Raw genomic sequence first — 19,041 nt, 5'->3', positions numbered from 1 at the left:
TAACAGTTAATCTTATCATACAAAAAAGGAGTGGATTTCTCCACTCCATAAAAGTCTAACTTTTTGGGGTCACTACACTTTGATATGTCAAAGTAAGGTCCTTTTTTTAAGCTAATGTCTGTTTTGGCAAGTTTTCATAAAAGGCTGCTTTGGTAGCACTGATATAAGGTGTCAACCAAAGATACCCGATACCAGCTGTGATAATGGCTAGAATGTGCCAGCCAATAAAACTCAAATCAAGTAAGAACAGTTTTCCTTTATACCCTTTCATCAATCGGCGGCTAGCCGTGATGCAAGCAAGAAAATCTGGCCGTGTACCTGTTTGCTCATAGGTATCATAGTAGATGAAGTATGCTTGTGAGTAGGAATAGGATTTGATGATTCCTGGAATCACAAATAATAATGCCCATAAACTAACGAAAATCGTTGATAAAATATAGATGACAATGATACCAAGTGCGAATACACCGCTAAATCCACGAAAGACATCAGAAAATGGACGAATCTCTTGTTTATTGCCGCGTAACAAATCAAGGAATGTCCAAGAAATCCCGGCACCAAACAATGCTGAGAATAATCCGCTGATCAAGCCACCGCCACTACCGCCAGTTGAGTTCGACGCTTCATTGATGGATTGACTATCAAAGGCACCATTTTGACTTAATGCCATCAAAGGCAACACAACAATCACTACGATCACAACAGCAAAAGCAATAGAGATCAACGTAGGGACCAAGCACATCAATACGCTATCTTTCCAGCGTCCATTCAGAACGGATTTGGCTTCACTTTTTAGTTGTCCTCTAGTTTTCATAAAAAAACCTCCTTTCTATCTGTTTAACATGATAGCAAATGAGCATGGATTGTACAAAAAATAAAGCAAAGAAAGGAAAGTTTTTTTGAAAAAGAGGAAGAGAAGCTGAAACCTTCTTGCAAATTCCTAACGCAACCCTTATCATTAATAGCGTTGCACAGTTAATCGAGTCTATAAAGAAAGTAGGGAAATGAATGTCGCAACCTGCCATTCGTTATCGTCTGATCAAGAAAGAGAAACATACAGGTGCCCGTTTAGGTGAATTGATCACACCGCATGGCACTTTTCCAACGCCAATGTTTATGCCTGTAGGAACTTTAGCTACTGTTAAGACCCTTGCACCGGAAGAACTGAAAGCCATGGGCGCTGGTGTCATTTTAAGTAATACATATCACTTATGGCTGCGACCAGGAGAAGATCTAGTGGCCGAAGCAGGTGGGCTGCATAAGTTTATGAATTGGGATCAGCCGATTCTAACCGATTCTGGTGGCTTCCAAGTTTTCTCACTAGCAGATATGCGAAATATTGTTGAAGAAGGTGTCCATTTCAAGAACCATCTAAACGGTTCAAAAATGTTCCTTTCACCAGAAAAAGCTATCGATATCCAAAACAAACTAGGTTCGGATATCATGATGAGTTTTGATGAATGTCCGCCATTCGATGAAAGCTATGAGTATGTCAAAAAATCAGTAGAGCGGACTTCTCGCTGGGCAGAACGCGGATTGAAAGCTCATGCCAATCCAGATTCTCAAGGCCTATTCGGGATCATTCAAGGGGCCGGTTTTGAAGATTTACGGAAACAAAGTGCGCAAGATTTGATCAGCATGGACTTTCCTGGTTATTCGATTGGCGGTTTGTCAGTAGGCGAGCCAAAAGCTGAAATGAATCGCGTCTTGGAATTTACCACACCATGGATCCCTGACCACAAACCTCGCTATCTGATGGGGGTAGGAGCCGCAGATTCTCTGATCGACGGCGTTATTCGCGGGGTCGATATGTTTGACTGCGTATTACCGACTCGAATCGCCCGTAACGGAACATGTATGACGTCTAAAGGTCGTTTAGTCGTGAAGAATGCCCAGTTTGCCCGAGATTTCCGACCAATTGATGAAAACTGTGATTGTTATACTTGTAAGAATTACTCACGGGCGTATATTCGTCATTTGATCAAATGTGATGAAACATTCGGGATCCGATTAACTTCTTATCACAATGTTTATTTCTTGTTGAATTTGATGAAACAAGTCCGTCAAGCGATCATGGATGACAACTTGCTGGAATTCCGGCAACATTTCTTCGAAGAATATGGCTTCAATAAAGAAAATGCCAAAAATTTCTAATTTATTCTGGTAAAACGGTAGGAATACACGTCAGATTCTGATAAAGTATCTATAGAAAAGTAAAAAAATCGAGGTGAAAAAAATGGCACAATCTTTACCAATGCTCTTTATGCTTGTTGCTTTGGTGGCAATGTGGTTCTTCATGAGCCGTTCACAAAAGAAACAACAGCAAGAACGAAAAAACTTATTGGAAAATATGAAGGCTGGAGATCGCGTAGTAACAATTGGCGGACTTCATGGCGTTCTTTCTGAAGTAAATACAGACAAGAGTACAGTTGTCATCGACTGTGAAGGTATTTTCTTAGAGTTCGATCGGGCAGCGATTCGTACCGTGACACCTGGTACTGGTGCATCTGTTGCAACTGAAATCGAACCAGCTGATGTTGTTGATGAAACAAAAGCAGACGATACAAAAGAATAATTTTTTTCGATCCGTCTGACAAAGACAGCTAGGACTAGAGCGTGGGACAAAAGTAAAAAAAACTTTTGTCCCACGCTCTAAACACGTCTAGATGGTGGGAGCAGAAGCAACTCCTTCGGAAACAAGTCGAAATACCCCAAAATTTGAGAAGCAATTTCCGCGTATTCCTTCTTATTTCTAGGAGTTTAGCACCTCTGTCCCAGCCTCTTTTTTTATAGAGTGGCGTTTGTCCAGATTTTCGCTTGTTCTTTAGCAAGAGCAAAAAAATCAGCAAGCAAAGCATGGAGAACAGGTCTTTTTCTACATTAATAGCCCCCTTAACAAGCATTTCTGTTAAGGGGGCTGTTTGTTTGGTAAAAGTGATGCTGCTACTCGATCGGAATGGTTTTCTTAGGTTCTTTGCCGTGATCATCTTTTGGCAAAGTCAATTTAAGAATACCTTCAGAATAAGAAGCTTTGATGTCGTCTTCTTTGACATTTTCTAGCAAATATTGGCGACGAACACTTGTTAAACTACGCTCGCTGCGTACTAGTTTTCCTTTTTTATCTTCAGTCGTAGTATCCGATTGATGTTGACCAGCAATCGTCAAAATACCATTCTCATAAGTGACTTGAATATTTTCTTTAGGAATACCAGGCAGCTCTGCTTCAACGAGATATTCCGAATCATTTTCGTGAATATCTGTTTTGATCATGTTCGCTTTAAAACCATCAAAAAAACTGCGACCAAAATCTTCGAAGAAATTAAAAGGTGTCATACTATAGGCATCTGAGCGACGAGGTTCAATCTCATGTGACATAATAATCAATCCTTTCTTTATTTTTCTTTCCAATTATTATTTTAGTCAAAATTAGTCAGTTTTCAAGTATTTTACTCTCTTTTTCTAGCCCGCATGTCAGGATAAATTTTACCCCTCGATCCTGAGAAAGACTATGGATCAGCAAAGGCGGTTTCTTTAAAGAAAATAAGTTTTTTGATGACAGTATATACTTAATGATATATACTATAATCGAAGCGGAAGGAGATGCTTATGCCAAAAAGAATAAAACGATTAGCTGTTGCACTCATTTATGCACTGTTATCATCCATCGCATTGAATATGTTCTGGCTGCCAGGAAATATATTTGCCAGTGGAATTACTGGACTTTCACAATTATTGTCGCAGCTCTTGGAAGTATACTTTGGTAACGAGTGGTCAATCCCTGTGTTGGTCTTATTTTTTAACGCGCCATTGTTAGCGATTGCATGGTGCAAAATCGATCGTGATTTCGCGCTTATGACGGTTTGTACTGTCTTCCTCTCATCTGTTATGATGAAGGTGGTCCCAGTTGTCACATTGACTACAGATCCAGTCATCTGCGCTGTTTTTGGCGGTGTGCTCCATGGGTTTTCCGTTGGTCTGACTTTAAACGATGATTTTTCCACAGGAGGATTAGATATTTTAGGGATCTTAGTGAAGAGAATGACCGGCAAAAGTATTGGCAGTTTCTTTATCTTTTTCAATGTCAGTCTCCAACTCGTTGCTGGAATGATTTTTGGCTGGCCGTACGCTTTTTATAGTGCAATCTCTTTCTTTATCAGTGGTCGAATGGTAGACTACGTGAATCTCAAGCAAAGGCGTGTGCAATTACTAGTAGTAACCGAAAAAGCAGAAGGTGTCATTGCAACATTACAATGTGCACTTCAGCGAGGGATCACAGTGATCAATGATGTTGAGGGGGGCTTTGATCATCAACAGAAGAAATTGTTGCTTTTAGTCATCTCCCAAAAAGAATTAAAGACAGTTGAAGGAATGATTCAATCCGTCGACAACCAGGCCTTTGTTAGTGTGGCTTCTGGTGTGAGTGCGAATCGTCCATTTTATGAATGGTAGAGTAGAAAGTAGGGAATCAAGTGAAAAAACAAGCCGTTTTTCAGGAAGTAGCAGATAAAATCGCCCAACGTGTCAATGATGGCACTTATGTAACGAGTCAGAAGCTGCCTTCTGATTATGATTTAGCGGAAGAATTTCAATGCAGTCGGCTAACTGTCCGCAAAGCCATCGATCTTCTGATCACCCAAAATATCCTAGTCAAAGAAAAAGGCAAAGGAACGTATGTGATGAAGCAGCCAAAGATCCAGAGTGGATCTGGCGGATTGCAAAGCTTCACCGAAACGGCCAAAGCCCAAGGGAAAAAGACCCGAACCGAAGTATTACAAGTAGAGACAGTGAAAGAATTACCGACTAAGATCCGACAGATGTTCGGCAACTATGGGAAAGAACCAATGGTGTATCTGACTCGTTTGCGTTATTTTGATGATGAACCGATGACGGTGGAGAACCTCTATGTATTGAAGCGTTATTTAGAAAAAGAGTCCGGCGAAATCACCAAAGATCAGTTAGAGTCTTCTTTATATGAAGTGATCGAAGCCAACATTGAGATTGGTTATTCCCATCAAGAAGTGGAAGCGGTCAAAAGTCCGCCAGACATTGCCAAGCTATTGCATGTATCCGAAGAGGAACCAATGCTTCTCGTCCATTCGATGACTTATTCCCCTTCTGCGAAACCGATCTTGTTCGATACATCTTTTTATCGTGCAGATAAATATACCTTTAAAAATACATTGGTACGTCAAAAATAAGGGGTGGCAAAAATGGACCAAATCAGCACAGCCATTGAGGAAAACTGGCTGGATTTTCTAAACTTACTCAAACAAGTCATGCAAGTTCCTAGTGTCAAATCTGAACCTATGCCACAGGCGCCCTATGGTACGGAAACTCGGCGAGTTTTGTCTTTGGTAATGGAAAAAAGTGCCGCTTTTGGATTTGGAACAAAGGTGATCGATGATGCGATCGGCTATGCACAGTGGGGACCAGAAGGGTCAGACTACATCGGTATCCTGGGACATCTCGATGTGGTGCCTGCGGGTTCAGACTGGGATTTTCCGCCGTTTGATTTAAGCGAAAAAGACGGCCGCCTTTATGGTCGGGGAATTCTAGACAACAAAGGACCAATCATTAGTTGCCTTTATGGGATGAAATTATTGAAAGAATTAGGACACCAACCGAAAAAAAATCTGCGGATCATTTTCGGTACGGATGAAGAAAGTGGTATGTCGGATGTTCCTCATTATTTGGCCGCAGAACAACCACCTGTGTTCGGATTTACGCCAGATTGTAAGTATCCGGTAGTCTATGGCGAACGAGGGGTCGTCAATGTAGCGCTCCATTTTCCGCTGCCAGACGATGAACTACAGCAACTCACTTCGTTTCAGGGGGATCAATTCCGAGACCATGTTCCTGACGACTTGAGTGTAAGCATTGCCGATCAGAAGTTTGAAGTCACAGGGAAACGTTCTCCAAGCAATGCTCCTGAATTGGGAGAAAATGCAATTTCGATCCTGGCAGCCCAACTGGCTGAGAAACAAACTATTCCTCCAACCATACAATCTTATTTTCGTTGGATCTGTCAAAGCTTTCATCAGCAGCATTTTGGAGAAGGGATTGACTTGGCGCTGGCTGATGAAGATTCTGGTAAATTGATTTTGACGCCTGTCGTGATACAAAAGTCTCTCACAGGATTAGTGATGGAAGTTGCCTTTCGCTACCCAGTGACTGTTACAGAAACAGACGTATTGTCCCGTTTGAAAAGGCAACTGCCTATCGGTGTCGAATTAGAAGTCATTCGCAGTATTCCCGGGTTTTGCCGAGACAAAGAATCAACCGAAATAGCTAAACTGTCGACGATTTATCACACAGTCACAGGCAATGACCCTAAACCAGTAACCACAACAGGGGCAACCTATGCACGCAAAATGCCGAATATCTTGGCATTTGGTCCGTCTTTTCCTGGTCAAAAAGGGATTGCACACAATAAGAATGAGTACATGGACAGTGCTGACTTACGGATGAATTTAGAGATCTACATGCGCAGCATCAAAGCATTAACAGAATAAGAATGCCCTGGATGAATCCTCAACAATAAAAAAAATCCGAAACGAGTTTCTTATAAATCAATGAGAGTTGAAAGAAACTCGTTTTTTAGTATAGACATACTAGTATATACCATATAGAATATACTTGTAAGCGCTACAAATGATGGAGGGAAAGATATGTGGGGAATGATTGCAACTTGGCGAATGGCACACGATGGTGTACTGGCAGCCAAAGAACTTTTAGAAGGACAAGCGTCATGCAAAGATGCAGTAGAAACTGCCATCAAAGCAGTGGAAGATTATCCATTTTATAAATCAGTTGGTTATGGCGGATTGCCAAATGAACGCGGAATCGTCGAAATGGATGCCGCTTTTATGGATGGTGAAACATTTAAGATTGGTGCCGTTGCAGGGATTACCGATGTTGCCAATCCCATCTCAGTTGCACGCCAATTGAGTGATGAGAAATTCAATAGCTTTCGAGTAGGGCAAGGAGCCACCGAATACGCGATGTTGGCTGGATTTGAACGTAAGAATATGTTGACCGATCGGGCAAAAAAAATCTGGGAAAAACGATTAGCAGAAATCGCTGCTTCCAACCTCGATCCTTACGATGGCCATGACACGGTTGGCGTTGTTGCTCTCGATACGCAACAGCAAATGGCAGTCGGAACCTCTAGCTCTGGTTTGTTCATGAAAAAACAGGGTCGAGTGGGAGATTCGCCATTATCCGGCTCAGGATTTTATGTAGACAGTACGATTGGCGGAGCTGCCGCTACAGGTTTGGGTGAAGATTTGATGAAAGGCTGTCTTTCTTATGAAATCGTCCGCTTGATGGGAGAAGGTCTTTCACCACAAGCCGCTTGTGACCGGGCTGTTTATGGGTTTGAAGAACGATTACGCAAACGTTATGGCAAAGCAGGTGCCTTTTCGTTGATAGCATTGGATAAAAATGGGGCATGGGGGGTGGCAACAAATGTAGAATTCACATTTAGCGTTGCGACAGCTGACCAAGAAGCGGCTATTTATATGGCCAATCCTGGTCCAGATCAAACCACGGTGATCACACCGATCACGCAAGAGTGGCTTGATGCATATGAAGCACGCATCAAAGCACCGGTATGATTTCAAAAAAAGAGGATTGCAAAGAGCAAGATCTCGAAAGGAAGAGTGGAATGTTCGATAAATTAGAAAATGTGTTGATGCCGCTTGCGGTAAAGTTAGGGCAGAACAAAATTTTGATCGCAGTGCGTGATGGCTTTTTGATCACGACACCATTAGTGATTGTAGGATCGATTTTCTTACTGTTCGCAAATTTTCCAATACCAGGGTGGTCAGAGTTTTGGGCAGGAATGTTTGGTACAGGTTGGGAGTCGTGGGTCACTCGGGTTTCTGGTTCTGTCTTTAATACAGTTGGCTTCTTTTCATGTCTAGGAACGGCGTATGCTTATGGACGGGAAAAGAAAACCGATCCCATCCAAGCGGCAGCGGTAGCCGTGATTGCGTTTTTGATTTTAACACCAAATAAGCTGATCGTTGAAGGAGTGGCAGATCCAATTAGCGGGCTTTCTTTTGATCACTTAGGAACAAATGGGATTTTTGTCGGTTTGCTCGTCGCACTTATTTCTGTAGAAATTTATGCTTATACAACAAAACGAGGCTGGACCATCAAGATGCCTGATGGGGTTCCACCTGCTGTAACGAAATCCTTTGCTGCGCTGATTCCAAGTGCACTAGTCATGCTCTTATTTTTTGTCATCAATATATTATTTGGTATGACCCCTTTTGGTACCGTCCATGATTTTATCTTTAATGTCTTGCAAATGCCATTAAAAGGAGCCGGTAATACATTAACCGCACAGATTTTCTATAGTTTAGCCTGTACGATTTTTTGGTTCTTTGGGATTAATGGTCCGGCGGTAGCCAATTCTGTATTTGCGCCGATCTTAAGAATTCTAACCATGGAAAACCTAGATGCCTTTCAAGCTGGTAAAGATTTGCCAAACATCTTCACGGATCCATTTTCGAACTTCTTTACCAACTTTGGCGGCGGTGGTTCTACACTTTCCCTTGTAATCATCATGGTCCTCTTCTGTAAATCAAAACGGATCAAAGAACTAGGGAAACTTTCGCTCGTTCCTGGAATTTTCGGGATCAATGAGCCAATCATCTTTGGTTTGCCAGTCGTATTGAATCCAATCATTATTATTCCTTTTATCGCTGTTCCAATGGTTAATCTGCTTTTATCAACATTGGTAACCAACCTAGGAATCATTCCTTATACAACCGGCGTTTCATTGCCATGGACGACCCCGATCGGCTTCTCAGGGTATTTGAGTACAGGAAGTCTGGTTGCCTCTGTCTGGCAATTGATTCTATTAGCCATTGGTTGTTTGATCTACTATCCATTCATTATGGCATTAGACAAGCAATACCTGAAGGATGAACGGGAAGCAGAACAAGCCAAAAGTGAAGAACTGGAATTGTCGTTTGATGATATTTCCATCGATCACTTGTTATAGAAGGGGGATCACAATGAAAATAATCTTTTTGCTGGATCAAATTCAAGCCGGACTTGGTGGGAAAGAACATGGGGATCAGCCATTAGGGGGGCAAAAGACAGCGATTGGTTCTGTCAAAATGTTCGAAAAGTTATTAAAGGAAAAGAATATGGAGGTTCTTGCCACGATTTATTGTGGTGATGACTATTACCGAAAGCATGCGAAGGAATCTTCTTTAAAGATTGCCGCAATGGTACAGAAATTAGGCGCAGATGTGTTGCTTTGCGGTCCATGTTTTAATTATGAAACATACGGGGAAATGGCTGCTGAAGTTGCGAAAGTTGTCGAAGAGAAGGTTCAGATCCCTGCTGTTGCGGCGATGTCCATTGAATGCCAAGAGGCAATCACAAGATTTAAAGATCAAGTAGATATTGTAAAAATGCCAAAAAAGGGTGGTACTGGATTAACAGAAGCAATGAACGAAATGTTGACTCTTTGTCAGTTGAAAGCAGAGAAAAAAGATACAACGGATTACGTGAAGGAACATTGTTACTAAGGAGTGGTAAAGCAGATGGGACAAATGGATCAGCTCGAAAAAGTGGTCAAAACTCCCGGAATTTCCGGAAGAGAAAAAACAATCTCTAAATTATTGAAAGAGTATTATGCACCTTACTGCGATGAAATCATCTATGACAATCTAGGTTCGATCTATGGGGTCATCAAATCTGAAAAGGAGAATCCAACCACTGTTTTAGTGACTGCCCATATGGATGAACTTGGGTTTATTGTCAAAAAAATCGAAGAAACCGGCTTGATTCGCGGACTGATAATGGGGAAAATCGAGCCGAATAGCTTATTGGGACAGGAAGTCCACCTGTACAATCGACAAGGGAAAGCCTTCCCAGGCGTCATTTTAGGACGAAACAAAGCAAACCAGGTTCAGGGAAAAGAGGACGTTTTATTAGATTTTGGTTTTTCTTCAAAAGAGGAAGCATTGTCAGAAGAAGTTTCTTTGGGAGATATGGTGACATTTGCGCCCAAATTTACTGTCAGCAAAAATGGAAAAGAATGGATCGCTCCAAATTGGAATGGACGGATTTCTGTCAATCAAACGATTGATTTGTTACGTCAAATTTATGAAAATCAACTCAGCTTCCCTTTTGATCTATATGTTGGATGTACGGTTCAGGAGCAAGTCGGTGCCAGAGGTGCTCAAACAGCAGCGAATCTGGTTGCACCAGACCTAACGATCATCCTAGATACAAATCGAGCCTGGGATTATCAGGAAGATGCTGGCGATGTACAAGGAGAACTCTCAAAAGGAGTTCTATTGACATATTATGATCCTTCCGTTTTGCCAAATCGGTTGCCGATGGAAGAATTGAGAAAAATCTGTGAAGAGGCAGCATTGCCATATCAATATTATTTCTCATTAGAAGACTCAGACGGTGCTTGGTTCAACAAATTACGGACGGGATGTCCAGTCTTATTTATGAACATGCCTGTAAGAAATATGAACACAGCAGCTCAAGTTGTTTCGCAAGAAGATTATGAAACAGTCGGTCAAGCCATCTATCTTTTTCTGAAAGACTTAGACGAAGCAGCGATTGTTTCATTCAAAGAAGAAAACCGCTAGGAGACGATCCCTATGAGAGCTGTAGACTTAGAAATCCTAAAAGAATTAAGTGAAGCCGATGGTATCGGCGGCCGGGAAAAAGAAATATCCAGAATCGTGAAGAAATATGCAGAAGGAGCAGTTGATTTCTGTTTTTATGACAACCTTGGTTCATTGATCTTAGTAAAAAAGAGTTCTAAAGCGAATGCGCCCAAAGTGATGTTGTCAGCCCACATGGACGAAGTCGGTTTCGTAGTTCGAAAAATCACCAAGGAAGGTTATTTGAAACTCTTACCGGTAGGCGGCTGGTGGGGACACGTCATGCCCGCACAGGAAATGCGTGTCACAACGATGGAAGGCAAGAAATACACAGGGGTCATTGGAAGTCGCGCGCCCCACGGGATGTCGCCAGAAGAAAAGAATAAAGTGATCCCAGCTAATGAATTTTATTTAGATATGGGGGTTCCGTCAGCTGAATATATTCGCCAGTTAGGAATAATGGTAGGCGACATGGTTACACCTAAGACGGTCTTTCGTGAAATGAATGATCCGAATTACTTGCTAGGGAAAGCGTGGGATGATCGAGTTTGTGTGGGTGTCTGTATTGAGGTCATGAACGCTTTAGCCAAAGAAGAGCTAGCTGTTGATGTCTACTTTGCGGCAACGACTCAAGAAGAAGTCGGTATACGAGGTGCCCGTACAGCTGCCCACAGCATTAAGCCCGATTTGGCGATTGCGTTAGATGTCACTACCGCTGTAGACACTCCCTTTGATCAAGGGGGATTGCAACTGGGAAAAGGTCCTGTACTCTCTGTTTTGGATTCGCTAACGATCGGTAATAGTGAACTGCTTGCAAAAATGGAAGAGATTGCAGTAAGACAAAAACTACCTTATCGGCATGACTTCATGACTGTTGGAGGGACAGATGCTTGCAACATCCATAAAGCAATGACAGGAGTTGTTGCAATGACAGTATCGATTCCGACAAGGTATATGCATTCCTCAAGATTAATCATCCACAAAGAAGATTATTTGCAAACAATCATTCTATTGAGTGAATTTTTGAAAAAAATCACCTCTGAAGAAACACGCTCCTTCAAAATTGGACAATAGAGTGTTATTGTTCATCTATGTAAATGCAAAACCAAAATCAGTATCCATCATACTAAGAACCGATATATTTGAGAATCAATCAAATATATCGGTTCTTTTTCTTGGAAAAAGCTTGATAAAAGCAACGATTGTTCAATAAAGCACATGGATACTCGAGTCACTTAAACATCAGATTAAAATAACTCGATATGTTGAAAACGCTTGATTTAACTTATTTTTAAAAAACTGTGAAAAAAATCACAGAAATTGTTTACAAACGAAAAGAGTTATTGTATGATGTGTATGTGAAGTAATTAACAAATAAATTGTTAACGAACTAGGAGGATTACAATGGCTAAGACATTGGAAAAAGAAGTGACGATCGATGTACAAGCAATGATCGATGATCTTGCAAAAAAAGCAAACGTGGCCTTAAAAGAAATGGAAAACTTTGATCAAGAGAAAGTAGACCATATCGTACACGAAATGGCTATGGCAGCCTTAGACAAACATATGCCGCTTGCAAAAATGGCAGTTGAAGAAACGGGTCGCGGAATCTATGAAGATAAAGCAATCAAAAATATGTATGCTTCAGAATATATTTGGAATAGCATCAAACATGACAAAACAGTTGGCGTGATCAATGAAGACAAACAAAAAGGGTTGATCGAAATTGCTGAACCAGTCGGGGTTGTCTGTGGGGTAACTCCAACAACGAACCCAACGTCAACAACGATCTTTAAAGCAATGATCGCATTGAAGACTCGGAACCCAATCGTGTTTGCTTTCCATCCATCTGCTCAAAAATGTTCAGCAGAAGCAGCGCGGATCGTTCGTGATGCAGCAATCGCAGCCGGTGCACCAGAAAACTGTGTGCAATGGATCGAACATCCATCAATCGAAGCAACAGGCTTATTGATGAATCACCCAGGAATCGCCATCGTATTGGCAACTGGTGGTGCAGGCATGGTCAAAGCTGCATACTCAACAGGAAAACCAGCCCTAGGTGTAGGTCCAGGTAACGTCCCTTCTTACATCGAAAAAACAGCAAAAATCAAACGCGCGGTCAACGATTTGATCGTTTCTAAAACATTTGATAACGGAATGATCTGTGCTTCTGAACAAGCAGTGATCGTTGATAAAGAAGTCTATGCAGCTGTTAAAGCAGAGTTTGAAGCTCATCAAGTATACGTGGTAAAACCAAAAGAATTGCAAAAACTTGAAGATGCAGTGATGAATGAAGGCAAATATGCTGTAAATCCAGCAATTGTTGGACATTCAGCAATGGAGATCGCAAAATTAGCAGGCATCAAGGTGCCTGAAGGTACGAAACTATTGATTGCAGAACTAGATGGCGTGGGTGCAGATTACCCATTATCTCGCGAAAAACTTTCTCCAGTTCTAGCAATGATCAAAGCAAACAACACAGAAGATGCTTTCCAAAAATGTGAAGCTATGCTTGATTTAGGTGGATTAGGACATACAGCGGTTATCCACACAGAAAATGAAGATTTGCAATTGGCATTTGGCTTACGCATGAAAGCTTGCCGTATCTTGGTGAATACTCCATCTGCTGAAGGTGGTATCGGTAATATCTACAATGAAATGATCCCTTCATTGACACTTGGTTGTGGTTCATACGGAAAGAACTCTGTTTCTCGTAATGTTTCTGCTGTGAACTTGATCAACGTTAAAACTGTAGCGAAACGGAGAAATAATATGCAATGGTTTAAATTACCGCCAAAAATCTTCTTTGAAAAGAACTCTCTATTATACTTAGAGAAAATGGAAAATGTTGAACGTGTCATGATCGTTTGTGACCCAGGAATGGTTCAATTCGGCTACTGCGATACCGTTCGCGAAGTTCTTGCTCGCCGCAAAAACGATGTGAAGATCGAAGTCTTCTCAGATGTAGAACCAAACCCATCAACAAATACCGTTTATGCTGGAACGAAGATGATGGTTGATTTCAAACCAGATACAGTAATCGCTCTTGGTGGTGGATCAGCAATGGATGCTGCGAAAGGCATGTGGATGTTCTATGAACACCCAGATACATCTTTCTTTGGCGCAAAACAAAAATTCTTGGATATCCGTAAACGGACATACAAGATCGACAAACCAGAAAAAACTCAATTTGTATGTATCCCAACAACTTCCGGTACAGGTTCTGAAGTAACCCCATTTGCGGTTATCACAGATAGCGATACGCATGTGAAATACCCATTAGCAGACTACGCATTAACACCAGATGTAGCGATCGTTGACCCTCAATTCGTCATGTCAGTTCCTGCTTCTGTAACAGCAGATACAGGTATGGATGTATTGACCCATGCGATTGAATCTTATGTGTCGGTAATGGCATCTGATTACACTCGTGGGTTGAGCTTACAAGCAATCAAGTTAGTCTTTGACTACTTAGAAAAATCAGTGAAAACACCGGATATGGAATCTCGCGAAAAAATGCATAACGCATCAACAATGGCAGGTATGGCCTTCGCCAATGCATTCCTAGGTATTTGTCACTCAGTTGCTCACAAAATTGGGGGAGAATATGGTATTCCTCACGGACGTACCAATGCGATTCTTTTACCGCATATTATCCGTTACAATGCCAAAGATCCTCAAAAACATGCGATGTTCCCTAAATATGATTTCTTCCGTGCTGACACAGATTACGCAGACATTGCGAAATTCTTAGGTCTTAAAGGAGAAACAACTGCGGAACTAGTTGAAGCATTAGCAACTGCGGTTTACGAATTAGGTAAATCCGTTGGTATCGATATGAACTTGAAAGCACAAGGCGTGACTCAAGAAGTATTGGATGCAACTGTAGATCGTATGGCTGAATTGGCTTACGAAGACCAATGTACAACTGCGAACCCTAAAGAACCATTGATTTCTGAATTGAAACAAATCATTGTGGATGCTTATAACGGCTAAGCAATGAATGCACCAATCCCCTCGGTATCTTAGCTGCCGAGGGGATATTTTTTGTAGTTGAGAGATACAATGAATTGAGTTAACTGTAGGGTGGTGCAGAAACTAGTAAATTTGACTATAAAAGAAGTGGTATGTGATATGTAATATACAGTAGAGAAAACAATTACTATTCAGCCCGTCTGTTTTTCAACATTATTCTCGAAGCTTTTCTTGACGAAGCAAAAGAAAAACGCAACAATAGAGTAGGAGGTGGTACCGATGGACACAGAGGCCTTAGTGTTAGATTTACTCGTTCAGCAAAAACAAATGGAAGCGTTACAAAACTATTTAATGAAAACATCAATGGTTGAAGATGAAGCAAGCCAAACGTTTCTTTTTGACTTAAAGGATTATGTCGATAGTTTATCTTTAGTGACTATTTACGAAACGGCACCAACGATAGAAGAACGTCAAGTGGAAGAGATGTCGGCTATTCTGGGAGATCAGGCTCAAACACTTCGAGAGTTAATCCGGCAACTAGAAGAACTTGAAGATGCTGGGAAGAAGGATTTCTATGGTCAACAAGACGGTGAGTTGCGCCGAACGATTGCTGGGTTAAAAGGTATCCTCGAGTTAAATGGATTACTTTTACAAGATAATCTTACGTTTCAGAGAAAGTGGAAGGACACCGATGGTACAGTGGTAGTCAAAGAAACAGCGTCCGAAAAAAATGGCTTTTTTCAACGTTTGTTTGGTAAAAACAAGTAGCTTCAGTTTTATTTTTCAGCAGTTTGATGTTTGAAAAGGAGAAAGATGAAAAATCATATACAATTGAAATCAATCACCGAAGAAAACCTTTCTGCTCTTTGGTCGATCAGTTATGGTCCTAAAGCTGACTTAGAGTGGAAAAAGTGGGATGGACTTTATTTTCAGGACCCTATCCTAACCTGGGAAGAATTCAAAAATGGATTTGGCAAAAATTGTTTAAATAATCCATTACGGAAGGCTATTTATTATCAAGGAAGGCTTGTAGGAATCGCCACTGCATATTGGGAAGATGGCAATCTGCATCAATGGCTTGAATTTGGTGTAGCAATCTATGATGCCACTATATGGAATCATGGGGTCGGTAGTCATGCGATGCGTTTGTGGATCACATTCTTATTTGAACAAGAACCACTCATCCAACGGATCGGATATACGACTTGGTCAGGCAATCACCGGATGATGAAGGTTGGGGAAAAACTGGGCATGACGAAAGAAGCACAAATCCGTAGAGTTCGTTATTGGGAAGGCCACTATTATGACTCAGTAAAATACGGTGTGCTGCGAGAAGAATGGAACCAAAGAATGGGCAGGTAAGAAAAAAACTGCACTGTACCAATAAACGGGATTTTTTGTTCCGTCTGTTGGCATCGATAACAGATCTAACTGCTAAAACGTAAAAAATATCTATTTGTGGATCCAGCTGGGGATATTCCTTGCTGGTCTTTTTTTGTCGCCAACTGTTATTGATTGTCTTGCTCCACAATATCGAAAGACGAGGAAGCTAAGAAGCAGCTTTATTTCAGCTGATCAATTTACAATTTTAGATGCAATCCTTTTTTGAAAGTCATGGGAGAGTAAGCGTAGATACACTGATTTTTGTTTGAAGCAAAGTCAAAGCAGGTACAGCTATTTTTTTTGCTACCATTATTCCTAGAAATACTTTGGTCTACAGATACAGTAGTTATTAATTTTTAGCAAATGAAATGGCGTGATTGGGGTGTGAAAAGTGCGTAACGTTCGTGCTATATTTCACTAGTTAAGTTATAACTTTACTATTTTCCATTTTAGGATTATTATTATTAAAATGAGAATATGGTTAAAAAAAGAAAAGGTAATGATTAGCAAAAAAGGAGATCAAAAATAAACGAAAAATATTTAGCTATGTATCTTTATTTGTCTTATTAAATTCACCACTGGCTACCCCCGTAGTGACAGTACTAGCAGCGGAGGGAAACGACTCTGTACAGTCTGACACCACCCAAGAAACTAGCAACGATTCAGTTGAGACTGTTACTGAATCTTCTACCTCTGAAAGTGTTACTTCTGATTCAAAGGAATCAAGTTCTGAGAGTGAAGCATCAACAACATCAACAGCATCAACAGTAGGTACAGAAGAATCATCGATTCCAGATACAAGTTCTGCCAAATCAAAGGAAAAATCAGCTAGAAGTTTGTTGCCATCAAATGCTCAACAGTTCGCAAATTCGTTGCCTGATAATCAAGCCAATACTGAGGATGTTTCTAGTTGGTTACCAGATCCTACATTACAGTCAATAGTGGCGAAGGCATTAGGAATCGAAGTATCAGAAATCACTAAAGAAAAAATCAGTAAAATGCAGACAATCTATATTTATTCGACTGATTCAGCTCTTGCTGATTTGTCCGGTTTGGAGTATGCCACAAGCCTGTCTTCCTTTTACATGAATGGAACCAATCAGATTTCTGATTTTTCGGTATTAACTAAGATAGATAGTTTAGTCTATGCTTATTTAATGGGAGCGAATGTTACAGATGACAATGTTCCTGATTTTGGGGACAATTTTACTCGATTGAACCTTTCTTCTGCTAATGTCACAGATGCTGTCTATCCGAAGATACTTGAAATGAAGAATTTAGAATCACTTACTTTTGAGTCGAATATGAATATTACTACGATTGCGCCATTGGCTACATTGCCGAATTTAAAGGAATTACGGATTCAATTTTGTGCGGTCAGCGATTTCACCGTTATCAACAATTTTCCTGTCTTAGAAAATCTGGCGGCTTATGGGCAGAATACAGGAAGAAGTGATGGAGTGACTACGATATCTGCTAAGGAGCTGAATTATGATGCTGCAACGCAGTCATTTTTTGTCCCGTTTTCGATCATGCCCAATCGACTAACAAATTTTGATGGCTATGTTCCACCTTTTTCAACATCCAATAGTCAAAGCCAAACGTATTTTGACTTAAACGGGGTTCAACTCCCTTCTTCTCAGCTATCTATTACAGATCAAGACGTCACTGTGTCTGATATAACCCCAGAAGAATTTGAAGGTATTCATACGATGAAATACAATTCACGTCTGAATAATCCAGCCGGGACATATGCACAACCAGATGGGTTTAGCTTCTACGCGATTTCTTCAGGTACCTATTTGCATCAATTTGCGATCAATCATCAAGAAGCAGCCGCAGATGTCACAGTAGAATATGTGGACACAGATGGAAATGAGATCCACGCACCACAAGTCATTACAGGGAATGTTGGAGATGACTACGACGCTACGACAGATGTATACAAACTAACGATCAATGGTTATACATTAGACACGAAACAGTTGCCAGATAATGGTATTGGGGTAATGAGTGATCAAGCACAAACAGTGACCTATGTGTACGCGAAAGACCCTGTAAAAGCCGCAGATGTGACGGTGAAATATGTGGACACAGATGGAAATGAGATCCACGCACCACAAGTCATTACAGGGAATGTTGGAGATGACTACGATGCTACGACAGATGTATACAAACTAACGATCAATGGTTATACATTAGACACGAAACAATTACCAACTAATAGCACTGGGGTAATGAGTGATCAAGCCCAAACCGTGACCTATGTATATACCAAAGATCCTGTGAAAGCGGCAGATGTGACGGTAGAATATGTGGACACAGATGGAAATGAGATCCACGCATCACAAGCCATTTCAGGAAATGTTGGAGATGACTACGACGCTACGACGGATGGATACAAACTAACGATCAATGGTTATACATTAGACACGAAACAGTTGCCAAAGAATGGCACTGGAGTAATGAGTGATCAAGCGCAAACCGTGACATATGTGTATACGAAGAATTCGGATAAAGGCAAAGATTCAGAAAGAGCGGCAGCTGTGACAGTTGTCTATGTTGACAAAGACGGCAAAGAAATTCATGCAGCGAAAACCATTCAAGGAAATATCGGTGATCACTATGATGCTACTACGAAAGAATATCAGTTGTCGATCAATGGTTATCATCTAGATGAGAGCCAATTACCAGAAAATCGGATCGGAAAGCTAGGGAAAGAGCCGCAAACCATCACATATGTATATACAAAAGATGCTTCTCCAGCAAAAACATCCACTTCAGAGCAAAAAAACAAGACATCAACATCTAAGAAAGAAAATACAAATTATCAAAAAGATTCAGAATCAAAAGCAAAATTACCACAAACCAATGACGTATCAAAAAGTTATTTAAACCTTATAGGAATTGGATTAGTCAGCTTTATTGAATTCTATTTAATAAAAAGACGAAAATAAAAGGTAGCAGTTCTTTTTGATTACGAGATGTCGATTCTTAAGTGGAGACAAGGATTGTTCATTAAGAACGATCGATGAGT

At 40.8% G+C, this 19,041-nt stretch carries 16 protein-coding genes; 14 read left to right on the top strand and 2 right to left on the bottom strand.

All coding sequences use genetic code 11. The features are described 5' to 3' along the window. Nucleotides 1-106 precede the first annotated feature (106 nt). On the bottom strand, nucleotides 107-814 hold the full coding sequence (locus AB5Z52_RS02635; protein WP_003128265.1) for a DUF975 family protein: 708 nt from the start codon (nucleotides 812-814) through the stop codon (nucleotides 107-109). A gap of 194 nt (nucleotides 815-1,008) precedes the next feature. On the opposite strand from AB5Z52_RS02635, the gene tgt reads away from it, so the two are divergent. Beyond that, on the top strand, nucleotides 1,009-2,154 hold the full coding sequence (tgt, locus tag AB5Z52_RS02630; RefSeq protein ID WP_005470211.1) for a tRNA guanosine(34) transglycosylase Tgt: 1,146 nt from the start codon (nucleotides 1,009-1,011) through the stop codon (nucleotides 2,152-2,154). Between the two features lie 82 nt (nucleotides 2,155-2,236). After that, nucleotides 2,237-2,575 carry a preprotein translocase subunit YajC gene (gene yajC / locus AB5Z52_RS02625; RefSeq protein ID WP_005470213.1) on the top strand — a complete coding sequence of 113 codons (339 nt, stop codon included), beginning with the start codon at nucleotides 2,237-2,239 and terminating at the stop codon, nucleotides 2,573-2,575. 368 nt (nucleotides 2,576-2,943) lie between these two features. Here the strand turns inward: yajC and AB5Z52_RS02620 are convergent, their stop codons facing one another. Further along, nucleotides 2,944-3,375 carry an Hsp20/alpha crystallin family protein gene (locus AB5Z52_RS02620; protein WP_003128269.1) on the bottom strand — a complete coding sequence of 144 codons (432 nt, stop codon included), beginning with the start codon at nucleotides 3,373-3,375 and terminating at the stop codon, nucleotides 2,944-2,946. Nucleotides 3,376-3,606: 231 nt separating this feature from the next. On the opposite strand from AB5Z52_RS02620, the gene AB5Z52_RS02615 reads away from it, so the two are divergent. The 12 genes from AB5Z52_RS02615 (at nucleotide 3,607) to AB5Z52_RS02560 (ending at nucleotide 18,961) form a co-directional block, all read left to right on the top strand. Next, a complete protein-coding gene (locus tag AB5Z52_RS02615; RefSeq protein WP_005470216.1) occupies nucleotides 3,607-4,449 on the top strand; it encodes a YitT family protein in 843 nt (280 codons plus the stop codon). A 20-nt stretch (nucleotides 4,450-4,469) separates the two neighbouring features. Next, the gene (locus AB5Z52_RS02610) at nucleotides 4,470-5,198 is read left to right on the top strand and encodes a GntR family transcriptional regulator, LSA1692 subfamily (protein ID WP_003128274.1); all 729 of its coding nucleotides are present in this window, start codon (nucleotides 4,470-4,472) and stop codon (nucleotides 5,196-5,198) included. A gap of 12 nt (nucleotides 5,199-5,210) precedes the next feature. Further along, on the top strand, nucleotides 5,211-6,512 hold the full coding sequence (locus AB5Z52_RS02605; protein ID WP_005470217.1) for a Sapep family Mn(2+)-dependent dipeptidase: 1,302 nt from the start codon (nucleotides 5,211-5,213) through the stop codon (nucleotides 6,510-6,512). Nucleotides 6,513-6,668: 156 nt separating this feature from the next. Further along, nucleotides 6,669-7,616: a N(4)-(beta-N-acetylglucosaminyl)-L-asparaginase gene (locus tag AB5Z52_RS02600; RefSeq protein WP_003128278.1), complete on the top strand. Its 948-nt coding sequence runs from the start codon at nucleotides 6,669-6,671 to the stop codon at nucleotides 7,614-7,616. Nucleotides 7,617-7,666: 50 nt separating this feature from the next. Beyond that, nucleotides 7,667-9,013 carry a PTS sugar transporter subunit IIC gene (locus AB5Z52_RS02595; protein ID WP_005470219.1) on the top strand — a complete coding sequence of 449 codons (1,347 nt, stop codon included), beginning with the start codon at nucleotides 7,667-7,669 and terminating at the stop codon, nucleotides 9,011-9,013. Between the two features lie 13 nt (nucleotides 9,014-9,026). Next, a complete protein-coding gene (locus AB5Z52_RS02590; RefSeq protein WP_003128281.1) occupies nucleotides 9,027-9,548 on the top strand; it encodes a GrdB-related putative oxidoreductase in 522 nt (173 codons plus the stop codon). A gap of 15 nt (nucleotides 9,549-9,563) precedes the next feature. Then, a complete protein-coding gene (locus AB5Z52_RS02585) occupies nucleotides 9,564-10,628 on the top strand; it encodes a M42 family metallopeptidase (RefSeq protein WP_005470220.1) in 1,065 nt (354 codons plus the stop codon). A 12-nt stretch (nucleotides 10,629-10,640) separates the two neighbouring features. Next, nucleotides 10,641-11,720: a M42 family metallopeptidase gene (locus tag AB5Z52_RS02580; RefSeq protein ID WP_368243514.1), complete on the top strand. Its 1,080-nt coding sequence runs from the start codon at nucleotides 10,641-10,643 to the stop codon at nucleotides 11,718-11,720. A gap of 330 nt (nucleotides 11,721-12,050) precedes the next feature. Continuing rightward, complete coding sequence (gene adhE, locus AB5Z52_RS02575; protein ID WP_005470221.1) at nucleotides 12,051-14,642, top strand: bifunctional acetaldehyde-CoA/alcohol dehydrogenase; 2,592 nt, start codon at nucleotides 12,051-12,053, stop codon at nucleotides 14,640-14,642. Between the two features lie 258 nt (nucleotides 14,643-14,900). Next, entirely contained in the window at nucleotides 14,901-15,389 is a 489-nt protein-coding gene (locus AB5Z52_RS02570; protein ID WP_005470222.1) for a hypothetical protein, read from the top strand. 45 nt (nucleotides 15,390-15,434) lie between these two features. Further along, on the top strand, nucleotides 15,435-15,983 hold the full coding sequence (locus AB5Z52_RS02565) for a GNAT family N-acetyltransferase (protein ID WP_288551566.1): 549 nt from the start codon (nucleotides 15,435-15,437) through the stop codon (nucleotides 15,981-15,983). 614 nt (nucleotides 15,984-16,597) lie between these two features. Further along, nucleotides 16,598-18,961 (top strand): MucBP domain-containing protein, encoded by a 2,364-nt coding sequence (locus AB5Z52_RS02560; protein WP_288551565.1) that lies wholly within the window; start codon nucleotides 16,598-16,600, stop codon nucleotides 18,959-18,961. The last annotated feature ends 80 nt before the right edge of the window (nucleotides 18,962-19,041 follow it).

Source organism: Enterococcus sp. RTP21361st1_A6_RTP21361_211029 (assembly GCF_040910045.1).
Classification (GTDB): domain Bacteria; phylum Bacillota; class Bacilli; order Lactobacillales; family Enterococcaceae; genus Enterococcus_D; species Enterococcus_D gallinarum.
Note: the sequence above shows the minus strand (reverse complement) of the source record. Positions and strands in the feature narration are given on the sequence as shown.

Excerpts from the sequence above, each read along its gene's own strand:
- AB5Z52_RS02635 (WP_003128265.1), bottom strand. The coding sequence starts at position 814 with ATGAAAACTAGAGGACAACTAAAAAGTGAAGCCAAATCCGTTCTGAAT.
- tgt (WP_005470211.1), top strand. The coding sequence starts at position 1,009 with ATGTCGCAACCTGCCATTCGTTATCGTCTGATCAAGAAAGAGAAACAT.
- yajC (WP_005470213.1), top strand. The coding sequence starts at position 2,237 with ATGGCACAATCTTTACCAATGCTCTTTATGCTTGTTGCTTTGGTGGCA.
- AB5Z52_RS02620 (WP_003128269.1), bottom strand. The coding sequence starts at position 3,375 with ATGTCACATGAGATTGAACCTCGTCGCTCAGATGCCTATAGTATGACA.
- AB5Z52_RS02615 (WP_005470216.1), top strand. The coding sequence starts at position 3,607 with ATGCCAAAAAGAATAAAACGATTAGCTGTTGCACTCATTTATGCACTG.
- AB5Z52_RS02605 (WP_005470217.1), top strand. The coding sequence starts at position 5,211 with ATGGACCAAATCAGCACAGCCATTGAGGAAAACTGGCTGGATTTTCTA.
- AB5Z52_RS02600 (WP_003128278.1), top strand. The coding sequence starts at position 6,669 with ATGTGGGGAATGATTGCAACTTGGCGAATGGCACACGATGGTGTACTG.
- AB5Z52_RS02595 (WP_005470219.1), top strand. The coding sequence starts at position 7,667 with ATGTTCGATAAATTAGAAAATGTGTTGATGCCGCTTGCGGTAAAGTTA.
- AB5Z52_RS02590 (WP_003128281.1), top strand. The coding sequence starts at position 9,027 with ATGAAAATAATCTTTTTGCTGGATCAAATTCAAGCCGGACTTGGTGGG.
- AB5Z52_RS02585 (WP_005470220.1), top strand. The coding sequence starts at position 9,564 with ATGGGACAAATGGATCAGCTCGAAAAAGTGGTCAAAACTCCCGGAATT.
- AB5Z52_RS02580 (WP_368243514.1), top strand. The coding sequence starts at position 10,641 with ATGAGAGCTGTAGACTTAGAAATCCTAAAAGAATTAAGTGAAGCCGAT.
- adhE (WP_005470221.1), top strand. The coding sequence starts at position 12,051 with ATGGCTAAGACATTGGAAAAAGAAGTGACGATCGATGTACAAGCAATG.
- AB5Z52_RS02570 (WP_005470222.1), top strand. The coding sequence starts at position 14,901 with ATGGACACAGAGGCCTTAGTGTTAGATTTACTCGTTCAGCAAAAACAA.
- AB5Z52_RS02565 (WP_288551566.1), top strand. The coding sequence starts at position 15,435 with ATGAAAAATCATATACAATTGAAATCAATCACCGAAGAAAACCTTTCT.